Origin of the sequence: Paraburkholderia madseniana (assembly GCF_009690905.1) — a bacterium.
Taxonomy (GTDB): Bacteria; Pseudomonadota; Gammaproteobacteria; order Burkholderiales; family Burkholderiaceae; genus Paraburkholderia; species Paraburkholderia madseniana.
In genome coordinates, this window is sequence record NZ_VOSW01000002.1 from 136,992 (window position 1) to 152,294 (window position 15,303).

The following is a 15,303-nucleotide window of genomic DNA, read 5'->3' on the forward strand; positions in this document are numbered from 1 at the left end:
GCTGCATTCGGGTCTTTACCTACAACCCTTAGCCAGGCGGCGATCCTTCCGCCTGCTTCGTGCTTGCCCGGCAGTTGCCAGGCTTCTTACTGGCAAGCCTCGCACTCGTCGAAACCAGGATCGCCCGGACGCATCATGCACACCGGACCATCTGCTTCCGGCGCTGCTTCGACCGCAACTGCCGGCGCTGCCGCCGCGACCTGGATGCCGCCCGAAGCTGCACCGCCGCTCGCGCCGAAGCCGCCGGCCGCGCCGCCGCCGACACCACCCGCACCGCCCGATCCTTCGCCGCCACCCGAGCTCACCGCGTTCAGCGCGCCGTGCGCCACCGTCGACTTCTCGACGTGCGTCGCCGCCATCGTGCGGAGGTAGTAGGTCGTCTTCAGACCGCGTACCCATGCGAGCTTGTAGATCTCGTCGAGCTTCTTGCCCGACGCGCCGCCCATGTAAATGTTCAGCGACTGGGCCTGGTCGATCCACTTCTGGCGACGCGAAGCCGCCTCGACCAGCCACACCGGGTCGAGTTCGAACGCGGTCGCGTAGATCGCGCGCAGGTCGGCCGGGATGCGGTCGATGCGCGACAGCGTGCCGTCGAAGTACTTCAGGTCGGCGACCATGACTTCGTCCCACAGACCGCGTTCCTTCAGGTCGCGCACCAGGTAGTCGTTGACCACCGTGAATTCGCCCGACAGATTCGACTTCACATACAGGTTCTGGAACGTCGGTTCGATACAGGCCGACACGCCGATGATGTTCGAGATGGTCGCCGTCGGTGCGATGGCGACGCAGTTCGAGTTGCGCATGCCGTAGGTGGCGATGCGCGAACGCAGTTCGGTCCAGTCCATCGATTCGCTCGAATCGACTTCAACGTAACCGCCACGCGCTTCGGCCAGCAGCTTCACCGAGTCTTGCGGCAGGATGCCGCGATCCCACAGCGAGCCGCGGTAGCTGGAGTAACGGCCGCGTTCCTGCGCCAGTTCCGTCGACGCGTAGTAAGCGTAGTAGCAGACCGCTTCCATCGACGTATCGGCGAACGCAACCGCCTCTTGCGACGCGTACGGCGTGCGCAGCAGGTGCAGGCAGTCCTGGAAGCCCATGATGCCCATGCCGACCGGACGGTGCTTCAGGTTCGAGTTACGCGCCTTGGCGACTGCGTAGTAATTGATGTCGATCACGTTGTCGAGCATGCGCATCGCGACGCTGACGGTGCGCTTCAGCTTGTCGTGGTCGAGCGCCAGGGTGCCGTCGGCCTGTTCCTTCAGGTGAGCGACGAGGTTCACGGAGCCCAGGTTGCAGACGGCGATTTCGGCGTCGCTGGTGTTCAGCGTGATTTCCGTGCACAGGTTCGACGAGTGGACGACACCGACGTGCTGTTGCGGCGAACGCACATTGCACGGATCCTTGAACGTGATCCACGGGTGGCCGGTTTCGAACAGCATGCCCAGCATCTTGCGCCACAGTTGCGCCGCCGGGATCTTCTTGAACAGCTTGATCTCGCCGCGCGCAACCTTGTCTTCGTAAGCCGTGTAAGCCGTTTCGAATTCGGCGCCGAACTTGTCGTGCAGGTCCGGGCAGGTGGACGGCGAGAACAGCGTCCAGTCGCCGCCTTCGTGCACGCGCTTCATGAACAGGTCGGGAATCCAGTTCGCCGTGTTCATGTCGTGGGTGCGGCGACGATCGTCGCCGGTGTTCTTACGCAGCTCGAGGAATTCTTCGATGTCCAGGTGCCACGTTTCCAGGTACGCGCAGACCGCGCCCTTGCGCTTGCCGCCCTGGTTCACAGCGACAGCCGTGTCGTTGACGACCTTCAGGAACGGCACGACGCCTTGCGACTTGCCATTGGTGCCCTTGATGTGCGAACCCAGAGCACGCACGCGCGTCCAGTCGTTGCCCAGACCGCCGGCGAATTTCGACAGCAGCGCGTTTTCCTTCAGCGCTTCGTAGATGCCGTCGAGGTCGTCGTCGACCGTCGTCAGGTAGCACGACGACAGTTGCGAGCGGCGGGTACCCGAGTTGAACAAAGTGGGCGTGGACGACATGAAGTCGAAGCTCGACAGCACCTTGTAAAACTCGATCGCGCGCGCTTCGCGGTCGATCTCGTTCAGCGACAGACCCATCGCCACACGCATAAAGAATGCCTGCGGCATTTCGATGCGCACGCCGTCGTGATGCAGGAAGTAGCGGTCGTACAGCGTTTGCAGACCGAGGTAGCCGAACTGCAGGTCGCGGTTGTTGTCGAGTGCGGCGCCGAGGCGCTTCAGGTCGAACTGCAGCAGCTTGTCGTCGAGCAGCTCGGCTTGCACGCCGCGCTTGATGAATTGCGGGAAGTACTCGGCGTAGCGTTCGCCCATTTCCGTTTGCGTGACTTCCTCTTCGAGGATCTCGCGGCGGATCGTGTGCAGCAGGATGCGTGCGGTGACCTGGCTATAAGCCGGGTCTTTTTCGATCATCGTGCGGGCAGCCAGAATTGCCGAGTCGTAGACCTGGCTCATCGGCACGCCGTCGTACAGATTCTTGACCGTTTCCGCGATGATCGGATCGGCGCTCACGGCGTCGCCCAGGTTCGAGCAGGCCAGTTCGATGATGCCGCGCAGCGCAGCCATGTCGAGCGGACGCGTCACGCCGTTGTCGGTGACGTTCAGGCCCGGCGTGCTGGCGACGATCTGGTCGTCATGACCGCGCGCCTGGGTGCGCTTCTCGCGATACAGCACATACGCACGCGCGACGTTGTGTTCGCCGCCGCGCATCAGCGCGAGTTCGACCTGATCCTGGATGTCTTCGATATGGAACGTGCCGCCGTTCGGACGGCTGCGCACGAGCGCACGCACCACATTCTGCGTGAGTTGCTCGACCAGTTCGCGCACGCGAGCCGACGCCGCGCCTTGACCACCGTTGACGGCCAGAAATGCCTTCGTCACGGCGATGGCGATTTTCGACGGCTCGAACGACACCACGCTGCCGTTACGACGGATCACCTTGTAGTCGGCGTAGGTCACTTGCGGCGCGAGCGCCTGGGCGCCTTGTGTCTGGCCGAAGGCCTGGCCAGCCGGTGAACCCTCGTACCGGGTCGTCGCGTTGTCGGTGGTTTGCATGTGCAAAGCTCCTGGTCTTGGAAATGTTGCGGAGATAACCGCGGATTAAAACGAACGCTGCGCCGCCGCGTGCGCAAGCGATGGGGTGCAGGAAAAAGGCCGGCTGAGCCGGGTGGCGGGATGCGACAGCGATGAAGCCTGATTCGAATTGATAACGGTCTTCACCATGTGTGTCGCGATCACTTGCTATGCCCTTTTCCTGAATGCTTCTGGACGCTGCCGGCTCTCTCGACCGGCCACGCCGCAGGAATATTTTTCGCTGCCCGGAATGCTTGCGGCGCCATGCTCGGGAAGCGGGACGCCGCAGACTTATGCACTCAGTTATGCACAGAGTTATACACACCGGACACAAGATATAGTGCGAAACTGAATTTCTGGCACCAAGTATAGTGTAGTTTCAAGACAGGTCAAATCGTTTTATTTGCTTTCAAAGGCTTGACTTTTGCATAGCGCGACGCGAAGCCGACTCCCCGGAGAACAAGGCAGCGCCTTGTTCTCCTCGCATCACGCGAGGTTGCGCGAAGGGTCGTTACAGCGTTTTGGAAAACTTGAGATAGGGGAAGTACTGATCCGCTAACGCGGCGTCGCGCTGCAGACGCTGCCACTCGAAATGCGGCCCTGGATCGGTCTTGCGGCCGGGGGCGATGTCCGAGTGACCGGCGAGGCCTTCGACCGGATAGCGGGCCTTGAGCGCCGTCACAAGTGCACCGAGCGTGCGATATTGCGCCGCTTCGAAAGCAGTCGTATCACTGCCCTCCAGCTCGATGCCGATCGAGAAATCGTTGCAGCGCTCGCGGCCGAAAAAATTCGACGGCCCGGCGTGCCATGCCCGCTCGTTGCAGGACACGAATTGCTCGAGCGCGCCGTCGCGATGAATCACGAAATGCGCCGACACCCGCACGCCGCGCAGATGCGTGTCGTAGTACGGGTGAGCGTCGCAGTCGAGTGTGTTCTGGAACAGTTCGGCGATCGCCGTGCCGCCAAACTCATCTGGCGGCAGGCTGATGTTGTGGACGACGATCAGCGTCGGCACGGCCCCTTCGGGCCGCGCTTCGAAATTCGGCGATGGCAGCTTGCGTGCGGCGGCAACCCAACCGTCGGCATCGACGGTGAACGCGACGTTCATCGAGCGTCGCGGCCCGAGGGACGCGCGCCATGACGCTGCGCGTGCGCGGCGCTGCAGAAAGGCTGCCCCGCCACCACCACGGAGTCGCTCTTCGGCGCGTGCACGCCGCACTCGGCGCAACGGATCATCGGCTCGGCGAGCTGGGGCTGCGCTTGCGGCGCATTGGGTCCACGCGCGCCGCCATTCGGACCGCTCTGGCCTCTTGCACCGCCGGCACCCGCGGCGCCATTCGCACCGGCGCCGGTGCGTTGCGACGCTTGCGCGTCATGGCGACGCAGCGCCTTGACCAGCCACTGGCCAACGATGAACAACAGGATCAGCAGAAAAATTTGTCGCATAGCAGGACACTCACACTACAGCACGGTGCAACAGCACCTCGAATACGAAACGGCTGCCGACGTACGCCAGCAACAGCGCGACGAACGACGCCAGCACCCAGCGCAATGCCGCACGGCCGCGCCAGCCGGAAACCTTGCGCGCAGTCAGCAGCGCGCCGAACATCACCCAGGAAAGAATCGCGAAGACGGTCTTGTGATCGAGCCGCAAGGCGCGGTCGACCAGTTGCTCGCTGAACAGGATGCCCGATACCAGCGTCAGCGTGAGCAGCACGAAGCCGGCGCCGATCAGACGGAACAGCAGCTTTTCAAGTGTCAGCAGCGGCGGCAAGGTGTCGAGCCAGCTCGACAGCCAGCCGTTGCCCGCCGCAGCCGTATTGCGTTGCGACATGCCGCCGCGCATGGCATGCAGACGCCGCTCGACCAGCAGCATCAGAACCGCGTGCAGCGCCGCGATCGCGAACAAGCCGTACGCGATATTGGCGATCAGAAAATGCAGCTTGAACATCGGCGCGGCTGAATACGGCAGCACGCGCACGCCATTGAACGCCAGCGGCAATAAAGAAGCGACGCAGGCAAGCGGCAACACCAGCAGGCGCAAGCCGTCGAGTGGAAAGAAAAAGCTCTCGATCCAGTAGATGCCGGCGCCGAGCCAGAACATCGCCGACAGCGCGAACGCGAAACCGAACACCATCGCGTTTTGGGGAAAGATGGTGGTGTGCAGCAGCACGCCGTGGGCAAGCAGCGCGACAAACAGCAGCGCGCGGCCCGAGGTGCTCATGCCCGAAGCGGCCGATGAGGCCGGGATGCCCGCGGAGACGGGCACCGGCGGCACGCTCTCGAGCATGGGGCGCAAGGCGGCGTGCCGGTGCGAGCGCCAGCCGGCCACGGCTAGACCGCCGTAGAGGAGCGCAGTGAGGGCATACAGTACAATATCCATATTCGAAGTTTACACTAGGCCCCTGCTCCGCGACGTCTCCCTCATCGCGCCCCGCTCCGGCCGCACAGTTCATCGCTCCCCATGCTCGACAATCTGACTCAACGGATGGCGCGCGTCGTCAAGACGCTGCGCGGCGAAGCCCGGCTCACCGAGGCGAACACCCAGGAAATGCTGCGTGAAGTGCGCCTCGCGCTCCTCGAAGCGGACGTGGCGCTGCCCGTCGTGCGCGAGTTCATCGCCAAGGTGAAGGAAAAAGCGCTCGGCGAGGAGGTGATCAGCAGCCTGTCCCCGGGTCAGGCGCTGGTCGGCGTGGTGCAGCGCGAGCTGACCGCGATCATCGGCGGCGACTATGAAGGCAAGGCTGTCGAGCTGAACCTCGCCGTCACGCCGCCGGCCGTCATCCTGATGGCGGGTCTGCAAGGCGCCGGCAAAACGACCACGGTCGGCAAGCTCGCCAAGCTCCTGCGCGAAAAGTACAAGAAGAAGGTCCTCACCGTTTCGTGCGACGTCTACCGCCCGGCTGCTATTGCGCAGTTGAAGACGGTGACCGAGCAGGTCGGCGCGGACTTCTTCCCGTCGGAACCGGATCAGAAGCCAGTGGATATCGCGATCGCCGCGGTGGATTGGGCCAAGCGCCACTACCACGACGTGCTGCTGGTCGACACGGCCGGCCGTCTGGGTATCGACGAAGCGATGATGGCCGAAATCACCGCGCTGCACAGCACGCTGAAACCGGCGGAAACGCTGTTCGTCGTCGACGCGATGCTCGGCCAGGACGCGGTCAACACCGCGAAGGCCTTTAGCGACGCATTGCCGCTCACCGGCGTCGTCCTCACCAAGCTCGACGGCGATTCACGCGGTGGCGCGGCGCTCTCCGTGCGCCACGTGACGGGCAAGCCGATCAAGTTCGTCGGCGTCGCCGAAAAGCTCGATGGCCTCGAAATTTTCTACCCGGATCGCATGGCGAACCGGATTCTCGGCATGGGCGACATTCTCGCCCTCGTCGAAGAAGCACAACGCGGTGTGGACGTTCAGGCCGCGCAGAAGCTCGCCGACAAGGTCAAGAAAGGCGGCGACTTCGACCTCAACGATTTCCGCACGCAGCTTACGCAGATGAAGAGCATGGGCGGCCTGTCGTCGCTGATGGACAAGCTGCCCGCGCAGTTCCAGCAGGCCGCTGCCGGCGCCAATATGGGCATGGCCGAATCGCAGATGCGCCGCATGGAAGGCATCATCAATTCGATGACACCGCTGGAGCGCGCCAAGCCCGATCTGATCAAGGCCACCCGCAAGCGCCGCATTGCCGCCGGCGCGGGCGTGCAGGTGCAGGAAGTCAACCGCATGCTGAATCAGTACGACCAGATGCGCACGATGATGAAAAAGCTGAAGGGCGGCAATCTGCAAAAGATGATGCGCGGCATGAAGGGCATGATGCCCGGCATGCGCTAAGCTTTAGCAAGACGGCGGCGCGCGTGCTTCCGTGCGTAAACAACGGCACGCGCGGCTGACTCCGGATTTGTGCGGGTTTATTCTGTACCGCACGCCGTCGTTCTCACCCACACTATGTATACAGTTACCGCCCGTCAGACGTCATGAACCGCGAAGAAGCTCTCCATATTTTTAGCCACTCCGAAGAAATCGTTTCGGCCGACGACGTCAACGCGTCGATCAGCGGCATGGCTGCCGCCATCCGCAACGAGATGAGCGAGGACTTCCCGCTCGTGCTGTCGGTGATGGGCGGCGCGGCGGTGTTCACCGGCATGTTGCTGCCGCACCTCGATTTCCCGCTCGAGTTCGACTACATCCACCTGACCCGCTATCGCAACACCACCAAGGGTGGCAATGAGATGCAGTGGCGCGTGGCGCCGGCTGAGTCGGTGAAGGATCGCGTCGTGCTGGTGCTCGACGACATCCTCGACGAAGGCGAGACGATGGCCGCGATCCGCGATCGCATCCTCGCGATGGGCGCGAAGCGCTTCCTGAGCGCGGTGCTGTGCGAGAAGATCATTCCGAAGGCCAAGCCGCTGCGCCCGGATTACTGTGGTTTCGAAGTGCCGGACCGTTACGTGTTCGGTTGCGGGATGGATGCGAAAGGCTACTGGCGCAACCTGCCGACTATTCGGGCGTTGACCGAAGGGGCTTAACTTAAAGCCAGGTTGGTTTGGCGGCGCCATTTACGGCGCGCACCGGCGTAAAAAAAGCGGCCCACTGGCCGCTTTTTGTTTATCAGGCAGGTGATAGCACTGCTGCGCTACCGCGCTGAACCCCATACCCGATCTCACTCAAAGTTGATGCACAAAAGAGCGGATACCGCCGAGCATCATTTCGACTGAGATCGCCACCAGCACCAATCCCATTAGCCGCTCAAAGGCCATCATCGCGCGCTCGCCGAGCCACGCCTGAATGCGCTCCGCCAGCATCAGCACGATCGCGCAGACGATCATTGTGACGGTCAGCGCACCGATCCACTCGAACATCTTGCCGGGCGCCTGCGACGTCAACAACATCACCGTCGCCAGCGCCGACGGGCCAGCCAGTGCCGGAATGGCAAGAGGCACGATGAGCGGCTCGCCGCCGCGCGTGTCACCGCCGAACGGACCGTCAGGATGCGGAAACACCATCCTGAGCGCAATCAGAAACAGCACAATCCCGCCACCGATGCGCAAAGACTGGTCGGTCAGACTCATCATGCGCAGGAAGCGGTCGCCGACCACCATGAAGACCAGCAGGATCGCGAAGGCGATCGCCACCTCGCGGAGAATGACGATCGTGCGCCGCTTAGGCGATACGCTGCGCAGACAACTGATAAAGAGCGGAATATTGCCGAGCGGATCGGTGATCAGAATCAGCAGGACGGTCGCGGATACGAAGGTGTACTCCACCGTCCGCTCCGCTTATTGCGCCAATGCTGCGCGAACCTTGCCGATCACCGTTTGGGCGGCGTCTTCGACCGGCAGCAGCGTCGCTTCAGCGTCGCGGCGGCCTTGATACTCGAGCTTGCCGTCCTTGAGACCACGATCGCCGATCACCAGACGATGCGGCACGCCGATCAGCTCCCAGTCGGCGAACATCACGCCCGGACGTTCGCCGCGATCGTCGAGGATCACGTCGACACCGGCTTCGACCAGTTCCGCGTACAGCTTGTCGGCCTGCTCACGCACGGCTTCGCTGCGGTCGTAACCCATCGGGCACAGCACGACCTCGAACGGTGCGATCGACTCCGGCCAGATGATGCCCTTGTCGTCGAAATTCTGTTCGATCGCCGCGCCCAGAATACGCGTGATGCCGATGCCGTAGCAGCCCATTTCCATCGGCTGCGGCTTGCCGTTCTCGTCGAGACAGGTCGCGTTCATCGCTTCCGAGTATTTCTTGCCGAGCTGGAACACGTGGCCGACTTCGATGCCACGGCAGATGTCGATCACGCCCTTGCCGTCCGGCGACGGATCCCCCTTCTTCACATTGCGGATATCGGCGATGACCGGCTCCGGCAGATCGCGGCCCCAGTTCACGCCGGTGGTGTGGTAATCCACTTCGTTCGTACCCACCACGAAGTCGCTCATGTTCGCGACTGTGCGATCCGCGACGACTTTGATCGGCTTCTTCGTGTTGATCGGGCCGAGATAACCCGGCGGCGTGCCGAAGGTCTCGATGATCTCGGCTTCGGTCGCCATGCGGAAGTCCGCCAGACCCGGCAGCTTGCTTGCCTTGATCTCGTTCAGCTCGTGATCGCCGCGCAGCATCAGCAACCAGATGGTCGGTTCGGCGCCTTCGTTTTCCGTGGCGAGAATGATCGACTTGATGGTGCGCTCGAGCGGGATGTTCAGCAGCTCGGCCACGGCCTCGCACTTTGCTTTGCCCGGCGTCGCGGTCTTCTTCATCTCTTCGGTCGGCGCTGCGCGTTCCGCGTACAGCGGCAACGCTTCGGCCGCCTCAACGTTCGCAGCGAACTCCGAGGTCGGGCAATACGCGATCGCGTCTTCCCCGGTGTCGGCGATCACGTGGAATTCGTGTGAGCCGCTGCCGCCGATCGAACCGTTGTCCGCTGCCACTGCGCGGAAATCCAGGCCGAGGCGTGTGAAGATACGCACGTACGCGTCGTACATCTTGCGATACGACTCGCGCAGGCCTTCCGCGTCCTTGTCGAACGAGTACGCGTCTTTCATGATGAACTCGCGGCCACGCATCACGCCGAAACGCGGACGGATCTCGTCGCGAAACTTCGTCTGGATCTGATAGAAGTTCACGGGCAACTGGCGGTAGCTCTTGATCTGGCCGCGCGCGATATCCGTGACCACTTCTTCGTGGGTCGGTCCGAGCACAAAATCGGATTGCTTGCGATCCTTGAAGCGCAGCAGTTCGGGGCCGTACTTTTCCCAACGGCCCGATTCCTGCCACAGTTCAGCCGGCTGCACCGAAGGCATCAACAGTTCGATCGCGCCTGCCCGGTTCATTTCTTCGCGCACGATGGCTTCCACCTTGCGGATCGAACGCAGGCCGATGGGCAGGTAGTTATAGATGCCACCGGCAACGCGGCGGATCATGCCGGCGCGTACCATGAGCTTGTGGCTGACGATCTCGGCGTCGGCGGGCGCTTCTTTCAGTGTGCCGATAAAGAAACGGGAAGCTTTCATTCAGATTTTCCAAAAGCGGCGGCTCCGGAGGGACCGCCCGAAAGGTGAAAACGGTGGGGAAACCGACACAGACCCGGCCTCGCGCCGGCACGGACTTGCCACATACCCGGCCAAAGTCTGTCCAGGAATCCGGCTCAGACCCGGCAAATGGTCCGCGTATACCAGGCAAAACCCCGGCAAAACCGGCCCGATCGCGGCGCCGAAGCCGCCGCGCAAAGCCTTTGCAGCAAGGGATAAGGCACGGAAAGACTGACAGGCTACCGCAAACGCGGGCCTTTTGCGGCGAATCGTTCCAATCTGGTGCGAATCGGTGCGTCGGGTCCGTTATCTGTTTATAATCAAAGCAATTTTAAAGGATTCGAAGGTGGTTGTATGCTGGATCGTGAAGGCTTTCGCCCGAACGTCGGCATCATCCTCTTGAACGCGCACAACGAGGTGTTTTGGGGCAAACGGCTCCGTGAACATTCCTGGCAGTTTCCCCAAGGGGGCATCAAGTACGGAGAGACCCCCGTGCAAGCGATGTATCGGGAGTTACACGAAGAAACCGGGCTGCTTCCTGAGCACGTCAAGGTGATCGGTCGCACGCGCGACTGGTTGCGTTACGAGGTGCCTGACAAGTTCATCAAGCGCGAAGTACGCGGTCATTACCGCGGCCAGAAACAAATCTGGTTCTTGCTCCGGATGGTTGGACGCGATTGCGACATTTGCTTGCGCGCCACCGACCACCCTGAGTTCGATGCGTGGCGCTGGAACGAGTACTGGGTGCCGCTCGACTGTGTGATCGAGTTCAAGCGGGATGTGTATCAGTTGGCGCTGACGGAGCTATCCCGTTTCATGCGCCGGGCTGCGCCGCGTGCGGAAAAACCTGGCGGGCACCATGGGCCGCGTTATCCCCGGATAGCGTCGTCGATGGAAAGTCCGCCGGATTCGACGATGATGACGGTCACCACCTCGGTGACCACAGTCAGCATCGAAACGTCGATTCACACGACGTTCGCGTCTGATTGCGGTCCGGGCTCCGGGTCGGTTGCCGAAGTTGGCTCCGCGTCGGAACACGAAGACGAATCGGAGCGCGAAACCGCCGGCTCGCTGTTCCGCCCTGGCGTGCGCAATTAACAATTCTGTGCGGCTGTCCACGCCGCTTCTGCTGGTGCGGCTCAATGAGCCGCACCAGTGTTTCGAGGAAACCATATTGAAAGCACTTGCTCTCGTCGTGGCGTGCGTCGCCACCGGCGCCCTGCTGGCTGGATGTTCGAGCGCCGGCAAACCTACCAATAAAGACGACAGCGAGTTTGCCTACCTGTTGGACCGGCCGAGCACCTGGGTTGAAAACAAGGTGGACGCCTTGCCGCCGCTGCCGCAAGACTCGAATCTTCTGCCCTTCGAGGTTTCGGGCAATACGCCGCTGCATTTCGCGATCGATAGAAATTCGCTTACCGTCGGGACCGACGGCGTGGTGCGCTACACCGTCGTCGTAACGAGCCCGAGCGGCGCGCGCAACGTGAACTACGAAGGGATTCGCTGCGATACGTATGAATGGCGCCAGTACGCGGGGCTGAACGCCGATCACGACGGCTGGGATCAAACCGTCGCCAACGACTTCAGGCGCATTGAGAATGGCGCGCTGAACGCCTATCAGGCTGCGCTGTATCAGGATTACCTGTGTGCGAACAAGATGCCCACGGGCAACGCCAAGCAAATTGTCGAGAACATCCGCTACAAGCGCACGCAGACCTCGTTGATTCACTAAGGCCGTTTTCGCGAGCGTCCTTCTTCGAATGTGGAAGCCGCCGCGAATGTGAAAAAGCCGTTCCAGCTCACGCCGGAACGGCTTTTTTTCTGTCGTGCGAACCGTGCTCGGGAGTCAGACCAGCACAAGGTTGTCGCGGTGAATCACCTCAGGCTCCAGCATATAGCCGAGCACCGATTCAATGTCGCCGCTCGGACGCCGCTGGATCAGCTTGGTTTCCGCGCTGCTGTAGTTCGTCAGGCCGCGCGCTACTTCACGCCCTGCCGCGCTCAGGCAAGCGATCACTTCGCCGCGCGCAAACGCGCCCTGCACACCGACGATGCCGATCGGCAGCAAACTCTTGCCGCCTTCGGTCAGCTTTTCGACTGCGCCGTCGTCGATCACCACGTGGCCGCGCACCTGCAGATGATCGGCCATCCATTGCTTGCGCGCCGCCATGCGTGCAGTGCGCGCGATCAACTGTGTGCCGATCGCCTCACCCGAGGCAAGCCGTGACAACACGTCTGCTTCACGCCCGCTCGCGATTACCGTATTGGCGCCGCTGTGCGCCGCGCGTTTGGCCGCGAGAATCTTGGTCAGCATGCCGCCTCGGCCCAAGCTCGAACCCGCGCCGCCCGCCATTGCTTCGAGCTCCGGCGCACCGGCATCCGCCTGCTGAACGAGCGTCGCGTTCGGATCCTTGCGCGGGTCTGCGGTGAAAAGCCCCTGCTGATCGGTGAGGATAATGAGCGCATCGCCTTCGATCAGATTGGCGACCAAGGCGCCTAGCGTGTCGTTGTCGCCGAACTTGATTTCGTCGGTAACGACCGTGTCGTTCTCGTTGATGATCGGCACGACGCCCAGACGCAGCAGGGTCAGCAACGTGGAACGCGCGTTCAGATAGCGTTCGCGGTCGGCCAGATCGGCGTGGGTCAGCAGAATCTGCGCAGTCTGGATCGAATGCTCGGCGAAGCGGCTTTCGTAGACTTGCGCGAGACCCATTTGACCGACAGCCGCGGCCGCCTGCAATTCGTCGATTTCGCGTGGCCGCTTGGTCCAGCCGAGCCGCTGCATCCCTTCGGCAATAGCACCCGAACTGACCAGCACCACTTCCTTGCCCTGCGCGCGCAGTGCTGCAATCTGCGCGGCCCAGCGGCCGATTGCAGCATGATCGAGGCCGCGCCCGTCATTCGTAACGAGGCTCGAGCCGACTTTCACTACCAATCGCCGTGAATCTGCGATGACGGAACGCATTGTGCGCGGTCTCCCAAGATGACGCGTGATGCATGCCGGCAGCCCGTGCAGGCGCCGGCGCTCAGGCTTGTTATTACTGCTGCGGGTCGACGCTCGAGTCGTCCGACGCAGCGGCCGGTGCTTCCGGCTTTGCGCGGAAACGCACGTCAGCAGCGAGATCTTCGGCTTCCGCCGCGCGCTGCGCGTCCGAATGCGCGGCGATGTGGTCATACACCGCGTAGCAAAGACTTTCGCAACCCTGACCGGTCAGCGCAGAGATTTCGAACACCGGGCCCTCCCAACCGTAGCCTTCAAGGAAGGCCGACACGCGCGCTTCGCGCTCGTCTTCGGGCACCATGTCGAGCTTGTTGAGCACCAGCCAGCGGGGCTTCTCATAGAGCAGCTCGTCGTACTTGCGCAGCTCGTTGACGATCGCCTTGGCTTCCGCGACGGGATCGACGGCTTCGTCGAACGGCGCGAGGTCGACGATATGCAACAGCAAGCCGGTGCGCTGCAGGTGACGCAGGAACTGGTGACCCAGGCCGGCGCCTTCCGCCGCGCCTTCGATCAGGCCAGGAATGTCGGCAATTACGAAGCTGCGGCTCGGCCCAACACGTACCACGCCGAGATTCGGCGCGAGCGTCGTGAACGGATAGTCCGCGATCTTCGGCCGCGCGTTCGACACCGACGAGATGAAGGTCGACTTGCCGGCGTTCGGCATTCCGAGCAGACCGACGTCGGCCAGCACCTTCAATTCGAGGCGCACCATACGGCGCTCGCCGGGCTTGCCGTCGGTTTTCTGACGCGGCGCGCGGTTCGTACTGGATTTGAAATGCAGGTTACCGAGACCGCCCGCACCGCCCTGCGCGATTTGCACGCTCTGGTTGTGCTCGGTCAAATCGGCGATCAGCTCGCCGGTTTCCATATCGGTGATAGTCGTGCCGACCGGCATGCGCAGCGTGATGTCGTCGCCGCCCTTGCCGTAGCAGTCCGCGCCGCGGCCGTTTTCGCCGTTGCGCGCCAAATGTTTTTTCGCGTAGCGGTAGTCGATCAGCGTGTTGATGTTGCGGTCTGCAACCGCGATCACGCTGCCGCCCCGGCCGCCGTCGCCGCCATCCGGGCCGCCGAACGGAACGAATTTCTCGCGGCGCATCGACGCGCTGCCATCCCCTCCGTCGCCGGCGATGACTTCAATCCTCGCTTCGTCAATGAACTTCATGCGTAACTCCGTCCCGTGGTGTGCTGCTAGATGGTGCTGCTGGGTTGATGCTTTCAGATGCTGCTATTTTGCCGCGCCCGCCGTGCGGTGGGCAATCGGCCGATCGGCTAACCGCGCCGATTTGGCCGTGCAATCCGCCAATTCTTCGGACAAAAAGCGCTGCAATAAAAAAAGCCCCGCGAACTTCGCGGGGCCTTTTTCCGGTCCTGAAGCCCGTGCCTGATTAAACTCAGACTGCTGCCGGGACGACGTTGACCATGTGCTTCTTCGCTGCGCCCTTCGTCGAAAAATTGACGTGGCCGTCCGTCAGCGCGAACAAGGTGTGATCCTTGCCGATACCGACGTTTTCGCCCGGGTGCATGCGCGTGCCACGTTGGCGAACGATGATGCCGCCAGCGTTGATGGCCTGACCGCCGTAAACCTTGACGCCGAGACGCTTCGATTCAGAGTCGCGGCCGTTGCGGGATGATCCGCCTGCCTTTTTGTGTGCCATTTGATTTGCTCCTTAACCGTTGCGCTTACGCGTTGATCGCGTCGATGCGCAGTTCGGTATAGTTCTGGCGGTGGCCGCCATGCTTCTGGTAGTGCTTCCGGCGACGCATCTTGAAGATGGTCACTTTTGCGTGACGACCTTGCGACACGACGGTAGCCTTGACGGAAGCCCCACTGACCAGCGGCGTACCGAACTTAATCGATTCGCCTTCGCCCACTGCGAGAACCTGGTCGAGCGTGATTTCAGCGTCAATGTCTGCCGGTATCTGTTCTACTTTAAGTTTTTCGCCGACGGCAACTTTATACTGCTTGCCACCGGTTTTTATGACCGCGTACATTGAGAACCTCACTCTGTGTTCATTTTTCCCACGCACCGCGCGCGGAAACCCGTGATTATACATAGAGTTAGCTGCTCGGTCAAAACTCATTGAGAGTCGCCGCGCGCACCGCCCGGCGACTTGCCGTCCAGCCCCGGCACACGGCCTGGCCGTTGCCTCCGTCGCGCC

The 15,303-nt window shown here is 62.2% G+C and carries 14 protein-coding genes; 4 read left to right on the top strand and 10 right to left on the bottom strand.

Features of this window, described 5'->3' with window-relative positions; all coding sequences use genetic code 11:
- Positions 1-86: 86 nt before the first annotated feature.
- The 4 genes from FSO04_RS02155 to FSO04_RS02170 all read right to left on the bottom strand — a co-directional run bounded on the left by FSO04_RS02155 (position 87) and on the right by FSO04_RS02170 (position 5,493).
- Entirely contained in the window at positions 87-3,092 is a 3,006-nt protein-coding gene (locus FSO04_RS02155) for a ribonucleoside-diphosphate reductase subunit alpha (RefSeq protein WP_154558131.1), read from the bottom strand.
- A 529-nt stretch (positions 3,093-3,621) separates the two neighbouring features.
- Complete coding sequence (gene ampD, locus FSO04_RS02160; RefSeq protein WP_154558132.1) at positions 3,622-4,218, bottom strand: 1,6-anhydro-N-acetylmuramyl-L-alanine amidase AmpD; 597 nt, start codon at positions 4,216-4,218, stop codon at positions 3,622-3,624.
- Positions 4,215-4,556 (bottom strand): PP0621 family protein, encoded by a 342-nt coding sequence (locus tag FSO04_RS02165; RefSeq protein WP_154558133.1) that lies wholly within the window; start codon positions 4,554-4,556, stop codon positions 4,215-4,217. The genes ampD and FSO04_RS02165 overlap by 4 nt, the downstream gene beginning before the upstream one ends.
- A gap of 10 nt (positions 4,557-4,566) precedes the next feature.
- Entirely contained in the window at positions 4,567-5,493 is a 927-nt protein-coding gene (locus FSO04_RS02170; RefSeq protein ID WP_154558134.1) for a cytochrome C assembly family protein, read from the bottom strand.
- Between the two features lie 81 nt (positions 5,494-5,574).
- Between FSO04_RS02170 and ffh the strand changes: the two genes are divergently transcribed.
- Together ffh and FSO04_RS02180 are read left to right on the top strand one after the other, a co-directional pair.
- On the top strand, positions 5,575-6,942 hold the full coding sequence (ffh, locus tag FSO04_RS02175) for a signal recognition particle protein (protein WP_154558135.1): 1,368 nt from the start codon (positions 5,575-5,577) through the stop codon (positions 6,940-6,942).
- Between the two features lie 143 nt (positions 6,943-7,085).
- Positions 7,086-7,637, top strand: coding sequence for a hypoxanthine-guanine phosphoribosyltransferase (locus FSO04_RS02180; protein WP_012434394.1), 552 nt, complete (start codon positions 7,086-7,088; stop codon positions 7,635-7,637).
- Between the two features lie 138 nt (positions 7,638-7,775).
- Here FSO04_RS02180 and FSO04_RS02185 read toward each other — a convergent pair whose 3' ends face one another.
- Both FSO04_RS02185 and FSO04_RS02190 read right to left on the bottom strand, forming a co-directional pair.
- Complete coding sequence (locus FSO04_RS02185; protein WP_054040747.1) at positions 7,776-8,375, bottom strand: MarC family protein; 600 nt, start codon at positions 8,373-8,375, stop codon at positions 7,776-7,778.
- A 12-nt stretch (positions 8,376-8,387) separates the two neighbouring features.
- Positions 8,388-10,124: a proline--tRNA ligase gene (locus FSO04_RS02190; RefSeq protein ID WP_154558136.1), complete on the bottom strand. Its 1,737-nt coding sequence runs from the start codon at positions 10,122-10,124 to the stop codon at positions 8,388-8,390.
- Between the two features lie 372 nt (positions 10,125-10,496).
- Between FSO04_RS02190 and FSO04_RS02200 the strand changes: the two genes are divergently transcribed.
- Positions 10,497-11,240, top strand: coding sequence for an RNA pyrophosphohydrolase (locus FSO04_RS02200; RefSeq protein WP_154558138.1), 744 nt, complete (start codon positions 10,497-10,499; stop codon positions 11,238-11,240).
- Between the two features lie 76 nt (positions 11,241-11,316).
- Positions 11,317-11,874, top strand: coding sequence for a CNP1-like family protein (locus tag FSO04_RS02205; RefSeq protein ID WP_154558139.1), 558 nt, complete (start codon positions 11,317-11,319; stop codon positions 11,872-11,874).
- A gap of 114 nt (positions 11,875-11,988) precedes the next feature.
- Here the strand turns inward: FSO04_RS02205 and proB are convergent, their stop codons facing one another.
- The 4 genes from proB to rplU all read right to left on the bottom strand — a co-directional run bounded on the left by proB (position 11,989) and on the right by rplU (position 15,135).
- Positions 11,989-13,107 (bottom strand): glutamate 5-kinase, encoded by a 1,119-nt coding sequence (proB, locus tag FSO04_RS02210; RefSeq protein WP_093645233.1) that lies wholly within the window; start codon positions 13,105-13,107, stop codon positions 11,989-11,991.
- A 73-nt stretch (positions 13,108-13,180) separates the two neighbouring features.
- Positions 13,181-14,305, bottom strand: a complete 1,125-nt coding sequence (gene cgtA, locus FSO04_RS02215; RefSeq protein WP_154558140.1) for an Obg family GTPase CgtA — start codon at positions 14,303-14,305, stop codon at positions 13,181-13,183.
- Between the two features lie 229 nt (positions 14,306-14,534).
- Positions 14,535-14,798 carry a 50S ribosomal protein L27 gene (rpmA, locus tag FSO04_RS02220; RefSeq protein WP_007180330.1) on the bottom strand — a complete coding sequence of 88 codons (264 nt, stop codon included), beginning with the start codon at positions 14,796-14,798 and terminating at the stop codon, positions 14,535-14,537.
- A 25-nt stretch (positions 14,799-14,823) separates the two neighbouring features.
- A complete protein-coding gene (gene rplU / locus FSO04_RS02225) occupies positions 14,824-15,135 on the bottom strand; it encodes a 50S ribosomal protein L21 (protein WP_007180329.1) in 312 nt (103 codons plus the stop codon).
- Positions 15,136-15,303 lie beyond the last annotated feature (168 nt).

Coding starts and splice junctions, on each gene's coding strand:
- FSO04_RS02155 (WP_154558131.1), bottom strand. CDS start 3,092: ATGCAAACCACCGACAACGCGACGACCCGGTACGAGGGTTCACCGGCT.
- ampD (WP_154558132.1), bottom strand. CDS start 4,218: ATGAACGTCGCGTTCACCGTCGATGCCGACGGTTGGGTTGCCGCCGCA.
- FSO04_RS02165 (WP_154558133.1), bottom strand. CDS start 4,556: ATGCGACAAATTTTTCTGCTGATCCTGTTGTTCATCGTTGGCCAGTGG.
- FSO04_RS02170 (WP_154558134.1), bottom strand. CDS start 5,493: ATGGATATTGTACTGTATGCCCTCACTGCGCTCCTCTACGGCGGTCTA.
- ffh (WP_154558135.1), top strand. CDS start 5,575: ATGCTCGACAATCTGACTCAACGGATGGCGCGCGTCGTCAAGACGCTG.
- FSO04_RS02180 (WP_012434394.1), top strand. CDS start 7,086: ATGAACCGCGAAGAAGCTCTCCATATTTTTAGCCACTCCGAAGAAATC.
- FSO04_RS02190 (WP_154558136.1), bottom strand. CDS start 10,124: ATGAAAGCTTCCCGTTTCTTTATCGGCACACTGAAAGAAGCGCCCGCC.
- FSO04_RS02200 (WP_154558138.1), top strand. CDS start 10,497: ATGCTGGATCGTGAAGGCTTTCGCCCGAACGTCGGCATCATCCTCTTG.
- proB (WP_093645233.1), bottom strand. CDS start 13,107: ATGCGTTCCGTCATCGCAGATTCACGGCGATTGGTAGTGAAAGTCGGC.
- cgtA (WP_154558140.1), bottom strand. CDS start 14,305: ATGAAGTTCATTGACGAAGCGAGGATTGAAGTCATCGCCGGCGACGGA.
- rpmA (WP_007180330.1), bottom strand. CDS start 14,798: ATGGCACACAAAAAGGCAGGCGGATCATCCCGCAACGGCCGCGACTCT.
- rplU (WP_007180329.1), bottom strand. CDS start 15,135: ATGTACGCGGTCATAAAAACCGGTGGCAAGCAGTATAAAGTTGCCGTC.